The sequence below is a fragment of the Sphingomonas sp. genome, from assembly GCF_964263785.1.
Lineage (GTDB): Bacteria > Pseudomonadota > Alphaproteobacteria > Sphingomonadales > Sphingomonadaceae > Sphingomonas.
This window is the reverse complement of record NZ_CAXVWL010000055.1, coordinates 57,241-73,394: the sequence shown is the minus strand read 5'-3', so window position 1 is coordinate 73,394 and position 16,154 is coordinate 57,241. Positions and strand designations below refer to the sequence as shown.

At 68.6% G+C, this 16,154-nt stretch carries 16 protein-coding genes; 6 read left to right on the top strand and 10 right to left on the bottom strand.

Going from position 1 to position 16,154, the window contains the following annotated elements; genetic code table 11:
• Window positions 1–9: 9 nt before the first annotated feature.
• Window positions 10–666 carry a TIGR02117 family protein gene (locus ACE5C1_RS07900; protein WP_374943515.1) on the top strand — a complete coding sequence of 219 codons (657 nt, stop codon included), beginning with the start codon at window positions 10–12 and terminating at the stop codon, window positions 664–666.
• Here ACE5C1_RS07900 and ACE5C1_RS07895 read toward each other — a convergent pair.
• Window positions 663–926 (bottom strand): hypothetical protein, encoded by a 264-nt coding sequence (locus tag ACE5C1_RS07895; protein ID WP_374943514.1) that lies wholly within the window; start codon window positions 924–926, stop codon window positions 663–665. The genes ACE5C1_RS07900 and ACE5C1_RS07895 overlap by 4 nt on opposite strands.
• Window positions 923–1,975: a glycerophosphodiester phosphodiesterase gene (locus ACE5C1_RS07890; protein ID WP_374943538.1), complete on the bottom strand. Its 1,053-nt coding sequence runs from the start codon at window positions 1,973–1,975 to the stop codon at window positions 923–925. The genes ACE5C1_RS07895 and ACE5C1_RS07890 overlap by 4 nt, the downstream gene beginning before the upstream one ends.
• Before the next feature lie 34 nt (window positions 1,976–2,009).
• On the opposite strand from ACE5C1_RS07890, the gene ACE5C1_RS07885 reads away from it, so the two are divergent.
• The 5 genes from ACE5C1_RS07885 to ACE5C1_RS07865 all read left to right on the top strand — a co-directional run bounded on the left by ACE5C1_RS07885 (window position 2,010) and on the right by ACE5C1_RS07865 (window position 7,410).
• Window positions 2,010–2,501 (top strand): 2Fe-2S iron-sulfur cluster-binding protein, encoded by a 492-nt coding sequence (locus ACE5C1_RS07885; protein WP_374943513.1) that lies wholly within the window; start codon window positions 2,010–2,012, stop codon window positions 2,499–2,501.
• Window positions 2,498–3,484, top strand: coding sequence for an FAD binding domain-containing protein (locus ACE5C1_RS07880; protein ID WP_374943512.1), 987 nt, complete (start codon window positions 2,498–2,500; stop codon window positions 3,482–3,484). The genes ACE5C1_RS07885 and ACE5C1_RS07880 overlap by 4 nt, the downstream gene beginning before the upstream one ends.
• Window positions 3,481–5,685: a xanthine dehydrogenase family protein molybdopterin-binding subunit gene (locus ACE5C1_RS07875; protein WP_374943511.1), complete on the top strand. Its 2,205-nt coding sequence runs from the start codon at window positions 3,481–3,483 to the stop codon at window positions 5,683–5,685. Before ACE5C1_RS07880 ends, ACE5C1_RS07875 begins: the two co-directional genes overlap by 4 nt.
• Window positions 5,686–5,834: 149 nt before the next feature.
• Window positions 5,835–6,758: an XdhC family protein gene (locus ACE5C1_RS07870; RefSeq protein ID WP_374943510.1), complete on the top strand. Its 924-nt coding sequence runs from the start codon at window positions 5,835–5,837 to the stop codon at window positions 6,756–6,758.
• Window positions 6,745–7,410, top strand: coding sequence for a nucleotidyltransferase family protein (locus ACE5C1_RS07865; RefSeq protein ID WP_374943509.1), 666 nt, complete (start codon window positions 6,745–6,747; stop codon window positions 7,408–7,410). Before ACE5C1_RS07870 ends, ACE5C1_RS07865 begins: the two co-directional genes overlap by 14 nt.
• Here the strand turns inward: ACE5C1_RS07865 and ACE5C1_RS07860 are convergent.
• The 8 genes from ACE5C1_RS07860 to bioB form a co-directional block, all read right to left on the bottom strand.
• Complete coding sequence (locus tag ACE5C1_RS07860) at window positions 7,379–8,587, bottom strand: ABC transporter permease (protein WP_374943508.1); 1,209 nt, start codon at window positions 8,585–8,587, stop codon at window positions 7,379–7,381. The genes ACE5C1_RS07865 and ACE5C1_RS07860 overlap by 32 nt on opposite strands.
• Window positions 8,588–8,719: 132 nt before the next feature.
• Entirely contained in the window at window positions 8,720–9,439 is a 720-nt protein-coding gene (locus tag ACE5C1_RS07855) for an ABC transporter ATP-binding protein (protein ID WP_374943507.1), read from the bottom strand.
• Window positions 9,429–10,799 carry an efflux RND transporter periplasmic adaptor subunit gene (locus ACE5C1_RS07850; protein WP_374943506.1) on the bottom strand — a complete coding sequence of 457 codons (1,371 nt, stop codon included), beginning with the start codon at window positions 10,797–10,799 and terminating at the stop codon, window positions 9,429–9,431. Before ACE5C1_RS07850 ends, ACE5C1_RS07855 begins: the two co-directional genes overlap by 11 nt.
• On the bottom strand, window positions 10,799–12,250 hold the full coding sequence (locus tag ACE5C1_RS07845) for an efflux transporter outer membrane subunit (protein WP_374943505.1): 1,452 nt from the start codon (window positions 12,248–12,250) through the stop codon (window positions 10,799–10,801). The genes ACE5C1_RS07850 and ACE5C1_RS07845 overlap by 1 nt, the downstream gene beginning before the upstream one ends.
• A gap of 65 nt (window positions 12,251–12,315) precedes the next feature.
• Window positions 12,316–14,424 (bottom strand): biotin carboxylase N-terminal domain-containing protein, encoded by a 2,109-nt coding sequence (locus tag ACE5C1_RS07840; protein WP_374943504.1) that lies wholly within the window; start codon window positions 14,422–14,424, stop codon window positions 12,316–12,318.
• Between the two features lie 226 nt (window positions 14,425–14,650).
• Window positions 14,651–14,920 (bottom strand): DUF2442 domain-containing protein, encoded by a 270-nt coding sequence (locus tag ACE5C1_RS07835; RefSeq protein ID WP_374943503.1) that lies wholly within the window; start codon window positions 14,918–14,920, stop codon window positions 14,651–14,653.
• On the bottom strand, window positions 14,904–15,137 hold the full coding sequence (locus ACE5C1_RS07830; RefSeq protein ID WP_374943502.1) for a DUF4160 domain-containing protein: 234 nt from the start codon (window positions 15,135–15,137) through the stop codon (window positions 14,904–14,906). Before ACE5C1_RS07830 ends, ACE5C1_RS07835 begins: the two co-directional genes overlap by 17 nt.
• Window positions 15,138–16,151 (bottom strand): biotin synthase BioB, encoded by a 1,014-nt coding sequence (gene bioB, locus ACE5C1_RS07825; protein WP_374943537.1) that lies wholly within the window; start codon window positions 16,149–16,151, stop codon window positions 15,138–15,140.
• Between the last annotated feature and the right edge of the window lie 3 nt (window positions 16,152–16,154).

Genomic DNA, 16,154 nt, shown 5'->3' with positions numbered 1-16,154 from the left:
GCATGAAACGTGGCAGCCGTGACCCGGGTTGCCAAGGCGCTCGCCGCGGCGATCGTTCTTCTGGTCGCGGGCTATGCCGCCGCCGGACTGGTCGGCGGCGCGATTCCTCTCAACGCCGGGTGGCGCGCGCCCGCGCAGGGGGTGACAATCTACGTCGAGAGCAATGGCGTCCACACCGGCCTGATCCTGCCCAAGGTCGCAGCCGGCGTCGATTGGCGGCCGCTGGTTCCCGCCCGCGACCTTGCCGATCCGCGCTACGCCGCCTTCGACCATGTCGCTTTCGGCTGGGGCGAGCGCGCCTTCTTCCTCGAGACACAGACATGGGCCGACGTGAAGCCCCGCACGATCCTCGCCGCCGCGGTGGGCAGCGAGGCAACGCTGATCCACGTCGAACACCTCCCACGCCCCGAGCCCGCCGCAGACGTCCGCGCAATCGTCCTGCGCCCCGAAGAATATCGCAGGCTCGCCGCCTATATCGCCGCCAGCTTCGCTCCACACGGCGCGCATCACCGCGGCTATGCGGGCTACGACACCTTCTACGACGCTCGCGGGCATTACGATGCGATCCGCACCTGCAACACCTGGACCGGACAGGCACTCCGCACCGCCGGCGTGCGCGTGGGCGCGTGGACGCCCTTCCCGGTCACCGTAATGGGATGGTTCTAATCCCGCGCGACATACCCGTCATAGCCGCGGCACTCGGCACCCTCCTTGCGGCAGCGCTTCTCATACTCGCGCCGCTCCTTGCCCTCGCGCGCCTCGGCTTTGCGCATCTTGCGGCCATAGTTGCGGTCGGACTCCTCCTGGCTGGTCGTCGACCAGTCGACCGCCTTGCCCGCGACCTGGAACGGTGCCTTGACGATGCTCGTTGCAGTGCCGACGCAGCCACCCGCGAACAGCGGCAACAGGATAGAAATACGCTTCATTTCACTGGCTTCCTTGCAGCCGCGTCAAGTGCGGCGACCCCGATGCCGGGATAATCGGTGAAAAAGCCGTCGATGCCAAGCGCAAGCGCGGCGGTGATCTCGCCCGCCAAGTCGCCGTGCGCCGCCGGGTCCGTTCCCGATGCAAAGCGCGGCGGGAGAAAGCGGTTCTCGGCGCGATAGGTCCACGGATGCACCCGCAGCCCCGCGGCATGCGCATCGGCGACCAGCGTCGTCCCGTCCACCGCCGCCTTGTTCGGCCCGATCCCCCAGGCGTAGCGCGCCACCGCGGCGAGGCCTGCGGGCGTCCCCATCGCCGCATAGCTGGGTACCGCGCCGTCCGCAGGCGCGCCGTCGTCCATCAGCTGGATCAGCCGAATGCCGGTCATGGCGTGGATACGCTTGAGGTTGTCGACCTCGAACGACTGGATGAACACCGGCGCGCTTGGCGAATCCCACCCTGCCGCCTTCAGCTGAGCGACCAGCCGCGCGTCGGTCGGATGGCCGACGCTCGCGAAATACGTCGGGTGCTTGGTCTCGGGATAGATGCCGATCGTCCGTCCCGTCTCCTTCGATCGCCGCTTGGCGAGCGCGATGATCTCGGCCAGCGTCGGCACCGCGAAGCGCCCGTCATAGGTCGCGTTGCCCGGCCGCAATTCGGGGATTCGCTCCTGCGCGCGCAGCGTCTTCATCTCGGCGAGTGTAAAGTCCTCGACGAACCACCCGGTGATGCTCGTCCCGTCGATCGTCTTGGTCGTCCGCCGCGCGGCGAACTCCGGATGCTTGGCGACGTCGGTGGTCCCGCCGATCTCGTTCTCGTGGCGCGCGACCAGCACGTCGTCCTTGGTCGGCACCAGATCGGGCTCGATGAAGTCCGCGCCCCGCTCGATCGCCAGCTCGTAAGCGGCGAGCGTATGCTCGGGCCGCTCGCCGCTGGCGCCGCGGTGCGCGATGACGATCGGCCGATCCACCCGCGCCTCCTGCCCGATCGCCGGCGCGCACGCCAGCGCAGCGAGGATGATAGCCGTTCGCAAGAGGACACCGCCATGCATTACCGCGTTCTCCGCTGCGCGTAGAGGGAAGCACATGCATTTCACGATCAATGGTCAGGAATATGACGCCGAGGTCGATATCCGCACCTCGCTGCTCGACCTGTGCCGCGAGCACCTCGGGCTGACCGGCTCCAAGAAGGGCTGCGACCACGGCCAGTGCGGCGCGTGCACGATGCTGGTCGACGGCCGCCGGATCAACGCCTGCCTGACGCTGGCGGTGATGCACCAGGACGACGCGATCACCACGATCGAGGGGATCGGTACGCCCGGCGACCTGCATCCGCTCCAGCGCGCGTTCGTGCGCCACGACGGCTATCAATGCGGCTATTGCACCCCCGGACAGATCTGCTCGGCGGCCGGCATGCTCGACGAGGTGAAGCGCGGCTGGGCCAGTCACGTTTCCGGCGACCTGGATGCGCCCGAGCTTACCGATGCGGAAATATCCGAACGGATGAGCGGCAACCTGTGCCGCTGCGCCGCCTACCCCAACATCGTTGCTGCCGTTCGCGAGGTGGCCGAAGCATGAAGACCTTTGCCTACGCCCGCGCCGGCACCCCCGAGCAAGCCGCACGCGACGCCGCCGCGCCCGGCGCGCGCTTCATCGCCGGCGGCACCAACCTGCTCGACCTGATGAAGCTGCAGGTCGAGACCCCCGAAACCCTCGTCGACATCACCCGCCTGCCGTTGAATGATATCGAGGACAAGAATGGCGGGCTATCGATCGGCGCGCTCGTCCCCAACAGCGATCTCGCCGCCGACCCCAGGGTCGTCGCGCGCTACCCGGTCCTCGCCCGCGCGATCCTCGCGGGCGCAAGCGGACAGCTGCGCAACAAGGCGACGACCGCGGGCAACCTGCTCCAGCGCACCCGCTGCTACTACTTCTACGACACCGCCGCGCCCTGCAACAAGCGCGATCCCGGCAACGGTTGTGCGGCGACCGGCGGCCACACCCGCATCCTAGCCGTCCTCGGCACGAGCCCGCAGTGTATCGCCACCCACCCCAGCGACATGGCCGTCGCTATGCTGGCGCTCGACGCGACCGTGGTCACGCTCAAGCCCGATGGCGACCGCCGCCGCATCGCACTCGCCGACTTTCATCGGCTGCCCGGCGACACGCCGCATATCGAGACGGTGCTGGAGGCAGGCGAACTCATCACCCACGTCGACCTCCCCGCGCCGCCACCTGAAGCACGCCAACTCTACCGCAAGGTCCGCGACCGCGCCTCCTACGCCTTTGCGCTCGTCTCGGTCGCCGGCGTCGTCGCGGTTGAGGACGGCCGCATCGCGCACGCCGCGCTGGCGTTCGGCGGCCTTGCGCCGAAGCCCTGGCGCGACCCGGCGGTGGAGGCGGCACTGATCGGCCGGGAACCGGCGACCGCGGCGTTCGAAGCCGCGGCCGACGCGCTGCTCGCCAATGCCAAAGGCTATGGCGCGAACGACTTCAAGATCCCGCTGGCGCGCCGCACGCTGATCGCGTCGCTCCGCGACCTGACGGAGACGCCGCGATGAACGACCACGTCATGGACGCGGCCTTCCGACCCGCCGGGCTCGAACGCGCGCAACAGGGTGTCCTCGGCGCATCGCTCGACCGCATCGACGGCCCTGCCAAGGTGTCGGGCACCGCGACCTACGCCTACGAAGGCACCCCCGATCGCGTAGCCTATGCCGCGATCGTTGGCACGCCCGTCGGCAGCGGCCGTATCCTCGGCGTCGACGCGTCCGCGGCGCAAGCGCTCCCCGGCGTCCTCGCGGTGATCCACGGCGACGCGCGCATGCCCGCTGGCCAAGCCAGCTCGCGCGCGATGCCGCAGTTCGACACCACAACGATCTTCCACCTCGGCCAGCCCGTTGCGATCGTCGTCGCCGAGGACCCGGAGATCGCGCGCGAAGCCGCCGCACTCGTCCGGGTCGATACGGAGGCCGGCGCGGACCGGTTCGACGTTCACGACCAGCCTGTCGATACAACTCCCAAGATCGGCTTCCTGCCCCCAATCGACACCGGCGGCTTCGACGCCGCGCTGGACGAGGCCGCGGTGGTGTTCGACCGAACCTACACCACCCCCGTCCACTTCCCCGCGGCGCTCGAACCGCATGCGACCACCGCCTGGTGGGACGGCGACCGGCTGACGCTCCGGTGCAGCAACCAAGTGATCGGCGCGGCGCGCAAGACGATCGCAACCGCGCTCAAGATCGATCCCGATCAGGTCCGCGTCTTCGCGCCCTACGTCGGCGGCGGCTTCGGCGGCAAGACCGGGGTCGGCCCCGAAGCGATCCTTGCCGCCATCGCCGCCGAAGCGGTCGGCCGCCCGGTAAAAATCGCGCTCCCCCGCCGCCAGACCGCCTATCTCGTCCACCACCGCTCGCACACCATCCAGCGACTGCGCATCGGCTGTGGCGAAGACGGCGTCATCACCGCAATGGCGCACGAGAGCGTCGTCGCGCAGAACGATCAGGGCGCGTTCCTCGAACCCGTCCCCTTCGGCACCTTGCCCCTCTACCGCGGGAAGGCGCGCCGCTTCACGACCAGTCTCGTCCGCGTCGACCTGCCCGAAACCGGCGCGGTGCGTGCGCCCGGCGAAGCGGTCGGCACCTTCGCGGTCGAATGCGCGATGGATGAGCTTGCCGAGCAACTCGGGCTTGATCCGATCGAGCTGCGCCGCCGCAACGAGCCCGACGTCGATCCGCTGAGCGGCAAGCCCTTCTCCACCCGCCGCCTGCTCGATTGCTATAACGAGGGCGCGCGCCGCTTCGGCTGGCCGACCCGCGTTCCCGATCCGGGCAGCACCCGCGACGGCGAATGGCTCGTCGGCATCGGCGTGGCCGCGGCCCTGCGTGGCAATTTCACTGTCGAGGCGCAGGCGCGCGTCACGCTGGAGACCGACGGTCGCGCCACCGTCGCGTGCGATATGACCGACATCGGCACCGGCACGTATACGATCCTGGCGCAGGTCGCGGGCGAGATGCTGGGGCTGCCGATCGCCGACGTCACCGTCCGGCTCGGCGACACCGACCTGCCGCCGAGCGCCGGGTCGGGGGGATCGTTCGGCGCAGGGTCCGCAGCTTCCGCGGTCGCGTTGGCGTGCGAGGACATCCTCGCCGAGCTCGCACTCCGGATGAACGCCGCGCCCGAGGAGCTGACCTTGCGCGATGGCTGCGTCGCCGCGGGCGGACGTCAGGTCCCGCTTGCCGATCTCGTCCGTGGCGAACCCATCGTCGCGCTCGGCAAAACCCGCCCGGGCAAGGAATCGCAGCGCACCAGCCAGGCGAGCCACGGTGCGCACTTCGCCGAGGTCGCGGTCCATGCGGTCACCGGCGAGGTCCGCGTCCGCCGCATGCTTGGCGTGTTCGACGTCGGCCGCGTCCTCAACCGCAAGACCGCCGCCAGCCAGCTCTCCGGCGGCATGGCCTGGGGCATGGCCTATGCCTTGAGCGAAGATGCGGTCGTCGACACCCGGACGGGCAAGTTCGTGAACCCCGACTTCGGCGAATACCACGTCGCAGTCCACGCCGACGTTCCCGCTATCGAGGTGCATTTTATCGAAGAGGTCGACGCTTCCGCCAATCCGGTCGGTGCCAAGGGCGTCGGCGAGCTCGGCATCTCGGGTGCAGGCGCGGCGGTGGCGAACGCGATCTACAACGCCTGCGGCGTCAGGGTGCGCGACTTCCCGGTGACGCTCGACAAACTGCTAGCGGGATTGCCGCCCGTTTGAATTCCTCCCCGGAACGGGGAGGGGGACCGGGCGTCGTAGAGGCGTGGTGGAGGGGGCCCGGCCAAGCAGCGCAACGCCCGCGGCCGGGCCCCCCCGACCAGCTTCGCTGGTCCCCCCTCCCCGTCCCGGAAGGAACAAGGAACACAAGAATGCCCGAAAACGACTCCGTCCTCACCGCCGCCCGCACCTGGAAGGGCGAACCCCTCGCGCTCGCCACCGTGGTCTCCACCTGGGGCTCGGCGCCGCGCCCCAAGGGCAGCCACATGCTCGTCCACGCCGACGGTCGGTTCGAGGGCTCGGTCTCGGGCGGCTGCGTCGAGAGCGACATCCTCGCCACCGCGGCCGAGGTGATCGCAGGCGCGCCGTTCCAGGTGAAGACCTACGGCGTCGCCGATGCGGCGGCGTGGGAAGTCGGCCTCCCCTGCGGCGGCGAGATTGCGGTGATGGTGCAGCCGGTGTCGGCGGAAGGCTTCGACCCCGAGCTCTTCGACCGCATCGCCGACGCGCGCGACCACGGCCAGGCGCTGACCGTTACCACCGACCTCGCCACCGGCCATTCCGACGCGCGGCCACAGGAGACCGGCAGCGCCTTCGTCAACCGCTACGATCCGCCCCGCCGCCTGCTGATCGTCGGCGCGGTCCAGATCGCGCAGAGCCTCGCCGCGCTGGCGGCCACGCTCGGCATCGACACCGTCGTCATCGATCCGCGCGCTCGCTTCCTCACCGAGGAGCGCTTTCCCGGTGTCACCCTCGACGATCGCTGGCCCGACGAGGGTGTCGCCGCCTACCGCCCCGGCCCGTCCACCGCGGTGGTGACGCTCAGCCACGACACCAAGATCGACGACCCCGCGCTGATCGCGGCGCTGGCGACCGACGCCGCGTATGTCGGCGCGCTCGGCAGCCGCAAGAGCCATGCCGCGCGCCGCGAACGCCTCCTAGCCGCAGGTGTTGCGCCCGACGCCATCGAGCGCATCGATGCCCCCGTCGGCATCGACATCGGCGCGATCGGTCCGTCGGAAATCGCGCTCTCGATAGCCGCCGCCATGATAGGAGCTTTCCATGATCGCGGTTGAACGTACCGTCCTCCTCCTCCTCGCCGCCGGCCGCTCGACCCGCTACGGCGACGTCGGCAGCAAGCTCGACGAGGACTTCCTCGGCAGCCCGCTCGGCCTCCACGTCGCGGTCACGCTCGAAGCGGTGCCGTTCCTCGAACGCATCGCGGTCACCGGCAGCTGCCGGATCGACTATGCCGAACACGGCTTCCGGGTGCTGCGCAACGACGCGCCCGAGGCCGGTATCGCCAGCTCGATCCGGCTGGGCGTGAAGGCCGCGCAGGAGCAGGACGCCGATGCGGTGATGCTCGCGCTCGCCGACATGCCGCGGGTCACCGCCACCCACATCCACCGCCTGTTCGAAGCCGCGCGCGGGTTCGATTCGGTGGTCGCGTCGAGCAACGGCGTCGAGACATCGCCCCCCGCGTTGTTCGGCCGCGACCGCTTCGAATTCCTCTTGGCGCTGAAGGGCGACGAAGGCGCACGCGACCTCGTCCGCGCCGGCCGCCACGTCGTCACCGCACCCGCCGAGCTGATCGACGTCGATACGGCCGAAGACCTTGCCGAACTGCGCGCGCTCGTTCACGCACCGGATCGCGCGCTCACTCGTGCCCCCGCTCCTTCAGCCTCGCTGAAGGAGCCTACTCATGACGGAGCGCGTCGATCGGATTGAGCGCCGCCGCGCGCCGCGCGGGGAAGTATCCGAACACCACCCCGATCACCGCCGAGATCGCAAACGCGATGACGTTGATACGCAGGTCGAACAGCCATTCGACCTTGATCAGTGGCGAGATGACCGCGATCGCCAGCTGCGCGATGGCGAGGCCGATCAGCCCGCCCAGGCACGACAGCGCGATCGCCTCGACCAGGAATTGCAGCAGCACCTCGCGCGCGACCGCGCCGATCGCCAGCCGAATGCCGATCTCGCGCGTCCGCTCGGTCACCGACACCAGCATGATGTTCATGATGCCGATTCCGCCGACCACCAGGCTGATCCCCGCCACCGCCGCGACGATCCCGGTCAACAGCGTCGTCGTGCCGGTCAGCGTGTCCGAAATCTGCTTGGTGTCGAAGATGAAGAAGTCGTCATCCTTGCCGCCGGTGATGTTGCGCCGTTCGCGCAGCAGGTCCTTGATCGAATCCTGCACGGTCGCGGTCGAGAACGCCTGATCGACCCCGACGAGCATCAACCGGATGTCGCGGTTGCCGGTGAAGCGCCGTTGCACTGCCTTGATCGGCATCGCGACGATATCGTCCTGATCGCCGCCGAACCCGGCCTGTCCCCGCGTCGACAGCACGCCGATGACATCGCAGCTGATCGCGCCGATGCGGATGCGCTGGCCGACGGGGTCGCCGCCGCGGAAGAGATTGGTGCGCACGGTGTTGCCGATGATGCACACCGCCTTGCCAGCCTGCTCCTCGGCGCGCGTCCATTGGCGGCCGAGCACCAGCGGCCACGGCTGGACGACGAAGCTGTCGTTGGTCGTGCCGTTTATCGTCGTCGACCAGTTCGCGCCCTCGTAGATCGCGGTCGCGGTCGCCTGCGCCTGCGGCGCCACCGCGGTGACTCCCGCCACCTGCTGCGCGATCGCCGTCACGTCCTCGGGCTTGAAGTCGGGCGGCCGCGGCCCCCCGCCGCCGCGGCCGAAACCCTGGCCGGGACGGATCTGGAGGATGTTGGTGCCGAGCGCGCTGATCTGCGACTGCACCGCCGCGGTGGTCGCCTTGCCCAGCGTCACCATGGTGACGACCGCGCCGACCCCGATGACGATGCCCAGAATGGTCAGGACCGACCGCAGGATATGCCGCTGGATCGAGCGCAGCGCGAGGACGAGCGTGGTGCCGATCATCTCAACCCCTCTCCCTTCGGGAGAGGGGCAAGGTGCGAAGCGCCGCGGGGTGAGGGTGAGTGGGACGTCTTTGCCGGATCACCCTCACCCTTCCCACTCCCGAAGGGAGAGGGAGCTTGCATGACCACAGTCTCACGACACCCGCTCCCCCTGCGCGTGGCCCGCCTCGATTCGCTCCACCAGCCCGTCCTTGAAATGCACCACCGTTCGCGCGAACGCCGCCATATCGGCTTCGTGGGTCACCATCAGCACGGTGATCCCCGCGGTCCGGTTGAGGTCGGTAAGCAACTCCATGATCTCCACGGAGCGTTCGGAATCGAGATTTCCCGTCGGCTCGTCCGCCAGCAACACCGCCGGGCTCGTCACGATCGCCCGCGCGATCGCTACGCGCTGCTGCTGCCCGCCGGATAGTTCGGCAGGCGTGTTCTTCCACCAAGGCGCAAGCCCGACCTTGTCGAGCGCCGCCATCGCCGCCACGCGTCGCGCCTTCTTGTCGTCGCCGCGATAGAGCAACGGCAACTCGACATTCTCCAGCGCCGACGTCCGGCTGAGCAGGTTGAAGCCCTGGAACACGAAACCGAGATACTTGCGCCGGAGCAGCGCACGCTGGTCGCGATCGAGCGCCTCGACATGGTGGCCGCGAAACGTGAACGTCCCCGCGCTCGGCACGTCGAGGCAGCCGAGGATGTTCATCGTCGTCGACTTGCCCGATCCCGACGGCCCCATCACCGCGACGAAATCTCTCGCCGCGATGTCGAGGTCGACGCCCTTCAACGCCTGAAACAGCGTCGCGCCGGAGCCGTACGTCTTGGTGACTCCCCTAAGCGAGATCAGCGGAGCGCTACTGGCCACCCGACCCGCCCTGACGCTGCCGCCGTTGTCCTCCGCCCGCACGCTGCGTCGACGCATCGCCGCCGCTCGCCAGCTGCCCGGTGATGACCTGCTGCCCGGGTTTCAGATTGCCGCCGATCACTTCGGTGACGGTGCCGTTGGTGTCGCCGGTCGTCACCTGCACCGCCTGCGGAGTCCCGTCCGTACCCTTGACGTACACCGTCTGCACCGCGCCGCGGCCGATCGTCGCGGTACGCTCGGGCCGTCCGCCACGCCGCGGGCGGAAGGTCAGCGACCCTGCAATACCCCCGCCCTCGTCGGCCGCCGCGGGCTTGAAGCGCAGCGCGGCGCTGGGCACGAGCAACACATTCCGCCGCTCCGACGTCACGATGTCCGCGGTCGCGGTCATCCCCGGCCGCAACAGGAAGGTCGGGTTGGCGACGGTCAGGTCGGCGGCGTAGCTCACCACCTGCCCCGTCGTCGATGTCGCCGTCGTCGCCGCGCTCGACGCCGAACTCACCGTCAGGTTGGAGCCCAGGTCGACCCGCGTGATCGCCGCCGGAAAGGTCTTGCCCGGGAACGCATCCACCGCGAACGACGCTTTTTGCCCGACCTGGACCGATCCCACATCCGCCTCGTCGATCGCGACCTCCAGCTTCATCTTGGACAGGTCCTCGGCGATCACGAACAAGGTCGGGGTGTTGAACGACGCCGCCACCGTCTGCCCCGGATCGATCTGCCGCGCGAGCACCACCCCCGACACCGGCGAGCGGATGATTGCGCGCGCCCGCTGGGTCTGCGACTGCGCGAGCTGCGCCTGCGCCGCCGCGACATTGGCACGCGCGACCCCGATCGCCGCGACTGCACGCGCGGCGTTGGCGCGCCCGGTCTGCAATTCGGTCTTCGACGGCACCCGCCCGTTCGACAGCCGGTACACCTCCTCCAGCCGCGCGAGCTGCGCGTTCGCCTCGGACACGGTCGCCTGCGCCTGCGCGACCTGCGCCTGGTTCGCCGACAGCGCGGCGGTATTGGCCCTGATCTGGTCGTCGAGCTGCTCGGGATCGATCAGCGCCAGCGGTTGGCCCGCGCTCACCCGATCGTTGACGTCGACCACCACCTTGGTGACCAGGCCCGACAGCTGCGATCCGACGGTCACCTGATTGGTCGGCGCCAGCTTGCCCGTCGCCGACACCGATACCGTCAGGTCGCCCCGCCGCGCAGCCTGGGTCGAATAGTCCACCGCCGCCTTGCCCGCGAAGCAGCTTTTCAGCAGCAGCGCGAGCAGCACCACGCCAACCGAGACGAACACCCACTTCACGTAGCGCCGCCATGCCGGCTGCGGCTGCACGCCCAGGAAATCGTCGGTGTCGGGATCGACCATCAGCGGGTTCCGGTCTGGGTTGGAGCCTCGGGCATGACGGCCACGTCCCAGCCGCCGCCGAGTGCGGTGTAGAGCGCGACCGTCGCGGTGGCGGCATCGGAGCGCGCCTGCGCCGCGCCGTTGCGGGCGCTCAGCAAAGCGGCTTCCTGCTGCTGGAGCGTGGTAAAATCGGTCAGCCCCGAACGATACTGGCTGCGGTTCAGGATCGCGGCGTTGTTGGCGGCGTCGAGCGCGATGGCGAACTGCCGCTCGCGCTCCTGCGCCGACGCCAGCGCGACCACCGCATTCTCGACGTCCTCCAATGCGGTCAGCACCGTGCCGCGATACGCGGCGAACGCCGCATCCGCCGCCGCTTCGCTGGAGCGCACCTGGCTGCGCAGCCGCCCGCCATTGAAGATCGCCTGCGTCAGCCCGGCGAACAGCCCACCGGTGATCGCGTCGCCGATGCCACCGAGCGAGGTCGCGTTGGTCTGGATGTTGCCGCTGATCGCCAGCGCGGGATAGAGCTGCGCCTTCGCCACCCCGATCTGTGCGGTCGCCGCCGCCAGCGCGCGCTCGGCCCCGCGCACGTCGGGCCGCCGCCGGAGAACGTCGGCAGGGATGCCCGCGCCGACCGCCACCGGGCCGCTCGGGATCGGCCTGACCGCCGCCAGCTCGGCCTTGAACGCCCCCGGCGTCTGCGCGGTCAGCACGCCAAGCCGCGAGACGGCGGCGTTATACTGCTGCTCCAGCGAAGGGATCGTCGCCGCGGTCTGCGCGCGCTGCCCGCGCGCCTGCTCGACGTCGAGGCTCGACACCAGCCCCGCCTGCACCCGAAACCCCGCGATCTCCAGATTGTCGTCCTGCAACGCCAGGCTGGCACGCGCATTGGCGATCTGCGCCTGGTAGAGCCGCGCGAGGACGTAGTTACGCGCCACCTCGCTCTCGACCGAGATCAGGACGCTGGCGGAATCGTAGCCCGACGCCGCATATTGCGCGCGCGTCGCCTCCACCGTCCGGCGAAGTTCGCCGAACAGCCCCAGCTGATATTGCGCATCGAGCCCCAGCGAGAAGCTGTCGCCGCCCCCGCTCGACACCGTCGTGACAGTCCCGTCCGAGAGCTGGATATTGCGCGATCCGCCGACCAGATTGGTCGAACGGTTGTACCCCGCCGACCCGGTGACGGTCGGCAACAGGCTGGACCGGCTCTGCACCAGGCTCTCGCGCGCCTGCCGCAACCGCGCAACCGCCTGCGCCACGTCGAGGTTGGCGACCCGGGCCTGCTCGACCAGCCGCCCGAGCACCGGATCGTCGAACCGGTCCCACCACCGCGTCAGGTCTTCAGGCGTCGCCGCGGCGGGCACCGAATACCGCTCCGGCACGCCAAGCTCGGCGGCCGACCGCGGCCGATAGTCCGGCCCAACGGTGCACCCGGCAAGCAACACGGGCAGGAGAAGCAAGGTACGACGCATCGGTGTGATGGATGGCTACGACACCGATGGGTGTCCAGCGATTTTGTGTCGCGAATTGTCGCGCCTCACTCCAGCTCCAAAATCACCTGATCCACCGCCAGGCTCTCCCCCACCTTCGCCTCCACCGCCTTCACCACGCCCGTCTTGCCCGCGCGCAGAATGTTCTCCATCTTCATCGCCTCGACCACCGCCAGCGCCTGCCCAGCCTCGACCCGGTCGCCCTCGCCCACGTCGAGCCGCACCAGCAGCCCCGGCATCGGCGCGAGCAGGAATCGCGACAGGTCTGGCGGCACCTTCTCGATCAAATGCCGTGTCAGCGCCGCGACGTGCGGCGGCAGCACGCGAACGACGTGCGACTTGCCGCGCGCGGTCAGCCGCCAGCCGCCGATCACCCGCGAGACCTTCACGCTCAGCGGCGCGTCGTCGACCGTCGCGGCGAACACTCGCTGCCCGGGTTGCCAATGCCCGGCAACGTCGATCGGCGGCTGGTGATCATTGTAATTGACCAGCAGGCCGCCGTCGTAGCCATCGACCGTCATGTCGAACCGTTCGCCGTCGATCGTCACCACCCGATCGGCGCGATCGTGGACATAGCCGCCGAGCTGCCCGCCGATCTCCCGCGCCCGCGACGTATGCGCCAGGTCGATCACCACCGCGACCGCCGCCAGCTTGCGCTGCAAGTCGACCGACGCGGGCGCGCCGTGGAACCCGTCGGGATATTCCTCCGCGATGAACCCGGTCGTGATCGCGCCCGACCGGAAGCGCGGATGCTGCATCAGCGCCGACAGGAAATCGATGTTGTTCCCCGGCCCCTCGATCTCGAACGCGTCGAGCGCCCCGATCTGGAGGTCGATCGCCGCCTCGCGGGTCGGCGCCCAGGTGACGAGCTTGGCGATCATCGGGTCGTAGAACATCGACACCTCGCCGCCTTCGACCACCCCGTCGTCGACGCGGATGTAGGCGGCGCGCTCCCCGCCCCCGTCCGTCACCCCAGCGAAGGCTGGGGTCTCCTCGTTGCGAAGTCCCGCACTCTCACCCGCAGACCCCAGCCTTCGCTGGGGTGACGAGGTGGTCGCAGGCGGCGCATAGCGCACCAACCGCCCCGTACTCGGCAAAAACCCCCGGTATGGGTCCTCCGCATACACCCGGTTCTCGACCGCCCACCCATCGAGCTGCACCTGATCCTGGGTCAGCGGCAGCCGCTCCCCCGCCGCCACCCGTATCATCAGCTCGACCAGATCGAGCCCGGTGATCGCCTCGGTAACAGGATGCTCGACCTGCAGGCGGGTGTTCATCTCGAGAAAATAGAACCCCTCACCCGAAGCGTCCGCCCCCGACACGATCAGCTCGACTGTTCCGGCCGAATAATAGCCCACCGCCCGCGCCAGCGCGACCGCCTGCTCCCCCATCGCCTTGCGCATCTTAGGCGTCACGAACGGCGAAGGCGCCTCCTCGACCACCTTCTGGTGCCGCCGCTGGATCGAGCATTCGCGCTCGCCGAGATAAAGAATATTCCCGTGCTGGTCCCCCATCACCTGGATCTCGATGTGCCTCGGCGATTCGATGAACTTCTCGATGAACACCCGGTCGTCGCCGAAGCTCGCCAGCCCCTCGCGCTTGGTCGCCTCGAACCCCTCGCGGACGTCGGCTTCCGAATACGCCAGCCGCATCCCCTTGCCGCCGCCGCCAGCCGAAGCCTTCATCATCACCGGATAGCCGATGTCGGACGCGATTCGGCACGCTTCGTCGGTGTCGGCGATCTCGCCCAGGAAACCGGGCACGACGTTGACCCCCGCCGCCTTGGCGAGCTTCTTCGACTCGATCTTGTCCCCCATCGCCGCAATGGCATTGGGAGGAGGCCCGACGAACGTGATCCCCGCCTCGGCGCACGCACGCGCGAAACTCTCGCGCTCGGACAGAAACCCATACCCCGGATGAATGCAATCCGCCCCGGTCTCCTTGGCGGCGAGCAGGATCAGCTCGGCCTTGAGATAGCTCTCGGCAGCAGGCGCAGGCCCCAGCCGCACGCTCTCGTCCGCCATCAGCACATGCGGGCTGCGCGCATCGGCGTCCGAATAGACGGCGACGGTCGCGATCCCCATCCGCTTGGCAGTCCGCATCACCCGACACGCGATCTCGCCCCGATTGGCGACTAAGATTTTGTTGAATACCATTGACGAGCCGATCTTCGAGCAAAATAGGTAATTAACACGAGCACGACGTAGATGGCTGCCGTTGCCGCCATGAACTGCACAGCCAGCTGACTTGCGGACGCTAGGCAGCTCGATCGAACTGGTTCGTTCGCAGGGCATATCGCTATCCCGCGGATGAACCATCCGACGATGACTATAAGCATTACGCCCGCAACGCTCGTCCAAATCAGGTGTTTGCGTGTTCCACTCACTCTGCTGCCACCCGCATCGGCGCAGATGCGCCCCGCAGCAGTCCGTCAGTGCTCAAATCTTCGTCTATCTCAGGCCAGTGAATGCCATAACCTGCTCCGGCCTTCTCCCAGCGGGCACGTTGTTCAAGCGTTGCTGTCTCCAGCCGGGGAAACCAGGCTAGCGGCGCGGAAATCGTCCGTCCGTCCATCAGGTCGACGATCAGGCTTGCGTCGTCAAAACGCACATCGAGCACCCGCTCGTCGGTTACTCTAGCCAAAATAGTCATGCCAGGCCTCCAGAAATGCGGTGCGATGCTCCTCGACGATCGCGACGATGCCACCGATCTCGTGCGCGCGGAACCCACGGCTCTTCGCGACCGCTAAACTCTCTAACCAGACCTTGATCGTCGCATCTCCACGATCGACGTGGACGTGCGGCGGCTCGTTCGGCTCATGGCTGTAGAAGTAGAATCGGAAAGCGCCGATCCGCAGCAGCGTCGGCATCTACTCCGCCGCCACCCGCATCGGCTCCTCGCCCGCCATCGGCACCAGCCCCAGCTTCGCGAACAACACCGCGTCCGCGCTGTCCCCCCGGTTGCCCGTGGTCAGCAGCTTGTCGCCGGTGAAGATCGAGTTCGCCCCCGCCAGGAAGCACAACGCCTGCGTCGCCTCCGACATGCTCTCGCGCCCCGCCGACAGCCGCACCATGCTCAGCGGCATCGTCACCCGCGCGACCGCGACGGTGCGGACGAACTCGATGTCGTCGATCTTCGCCATCGGCGTGTCCGCAAGCATGTCGCCCAGCACCGTGCCGCGCACCGGCACCAGCGCGTTGACCGGCACGCTCTCGGGATGCCGCGGCAAGGTCGCCAGCGCGTGGACGAAGCCTACGCGATCTTCTCGATCTTCGCCCATACCAACAATCCCGCCGCAGCACACGTTGATGCCTGCCTGGCGCACATTCTCCAACGTTTCCAATCGGTCGGCGAAACTTCTCGTCGTTATTACGCTACCGTAATGTTCGGGGGAGGTGTCGATGTTGTGGTTGTAGTAATCGAGCCCCGCCCCCGCCAGCCGCTCGGCCTGATGCGGCTCCAGCATCCCCAGCGTCATGCAGGTCTCCAGCCCCATGGCCTTGACCCCCTCGACCATCGCGACGACGGCGTCCATGTCGCGGTCCTTGGGATTGCGCCACGCCGCGCCCATGCAGAACCGCTGCGATCCCGCCGCCTTCGCCTCCGCCGCCGCGGCGAGCACAGCGTCGACCGCCATCAACTTGTCGGCCTTCAGCCCGCTTTCGGCGGTGACGGACTGCGAGCAGTATCCGCAATCCTCCGGACACCCGCCGGTCTTGATCGACAGCAGCGTGCACAATTGCACCTCGCCCGATGCATGGTGCGCACGGTGGACGGTCTGCGCGCGGAACATCAGCTCGTCGAACGGCAGGTCGAACAGCGCGGCGATCTCCGCGCGGGTCCAGTCGGTCCTGCTTTCCCCAACGCGCGGGGCATGGTCCATCGC

What these genes read in the sequence shown, in the direction of transcription:
- ACE5C1_RS07840 (WP_374943504.1), bottom strand. Translation starts at nt 14,424, where the DNA reads ATGGTATTCAACAAAATCTTAGTCGCCAATCGGGGCGAGATCGCGTGT.
- ACE5C1_RS07895 (WP_374943514.1), bottom strand. Translation starts at nt 926, where the DNA reads ATGAAGCGTATTTCTATCCTGTTGCCGCTGTTCGCGGGTGGCTGCGTC.
- ACE5C1_RS07845 (WP_374943505.1), bottom strand. Translation starts at nt 12,250, where the DNA reads ATGCGTCGTACCTTGCTTCTCCTGCCCGTGTTGCTTGCCGGGTGCACC.
- ACE5C1_RS07890 (WP_374943538.1), bottom strand. Translation starts at nt 1,975, where the DNA reads ATGCATGGCGGTGTCCTCTTGCGAACGGCTATCATCCTCGCTGCGCTG.
- ACE5C1_RS07850 (WP_374943506.1), bottom strand. Translation starts at nt 10,799, where the DNA reads ATGGTCGATCCCGACACCGACGATTTCCTGGGCGTGCAGCCGCAGCCG.
- ACE5C1_RS07875 (WP_374943511.1), top strand. Translation starts at nt 3,481, where the DNA reads ATGAACGACCACGTCATGGACGCGGCCTTCCGACCCGCCGGGCTCGAA.
- ACE5C1_RS07835 (WP_374943503.1), bottom strand. Translation starts at nt 14,920, where the DNA reads ATGACTATTTTGGCTAGAGTAACCGACGAGCGGGTGCTCGATGTGCGT.
- ACE5C1_RS07880 (WP_374943512.1), top strand. Translation starts at nt 2,498, where the DNA reads ATGAAGACCTTTGCCTACGCCCGCGCCGGCACCCCCGAGCAAGCCGCA.
- ACE5C1_RS07870 (WP_374943510.1), top strand. Translation starts at nt 5,835, where the DNA reads ATGCCCGAAAACGACTCCGTCCTCACCGCCGCCCGCACCTGGAAGGGC.
- bioB (WP_374943537.1), bottom strand. Translation starts at nt 16,151, where the DNA reads ATGGACCATGCCCCGCGCGTTGGGGAAAGCAGGACCGACTGGACCCGC.
- ACE5C1_RS07865 (WP_374943509.1), top strand. Translation starts at nt 6,745, where the DNA reads ATGATCGCGGTTGAACGTACCGTCCTCCTCCTCCTCGCCGCCGGCCGC.
- ACE5C1_RS07860 (WP_374943508.1), bottom strand. Translation starts at nt 8,587, where the DNA reads ATGATCGGCACCACGCTCGTCCTCGCGCTGCGCTCGATCCAGCGGCAT.
- ACE5C1_RS07830 (WP_374943502.1), bottom strand. Translation starts at nt 15,137, where the DNA reads ATGCCGACGCTGCTGCGGATCGGCGCTTTCCGATTCTACTTCTACAGC.
- ACE5C1_RS07885 (WP_374943513.1), top strand. Translation starts at nt 2,010, where the DNA reads ATGCATTTCACGATCAATGGTCAGGAATATGACGCCGAGGTCGATATC.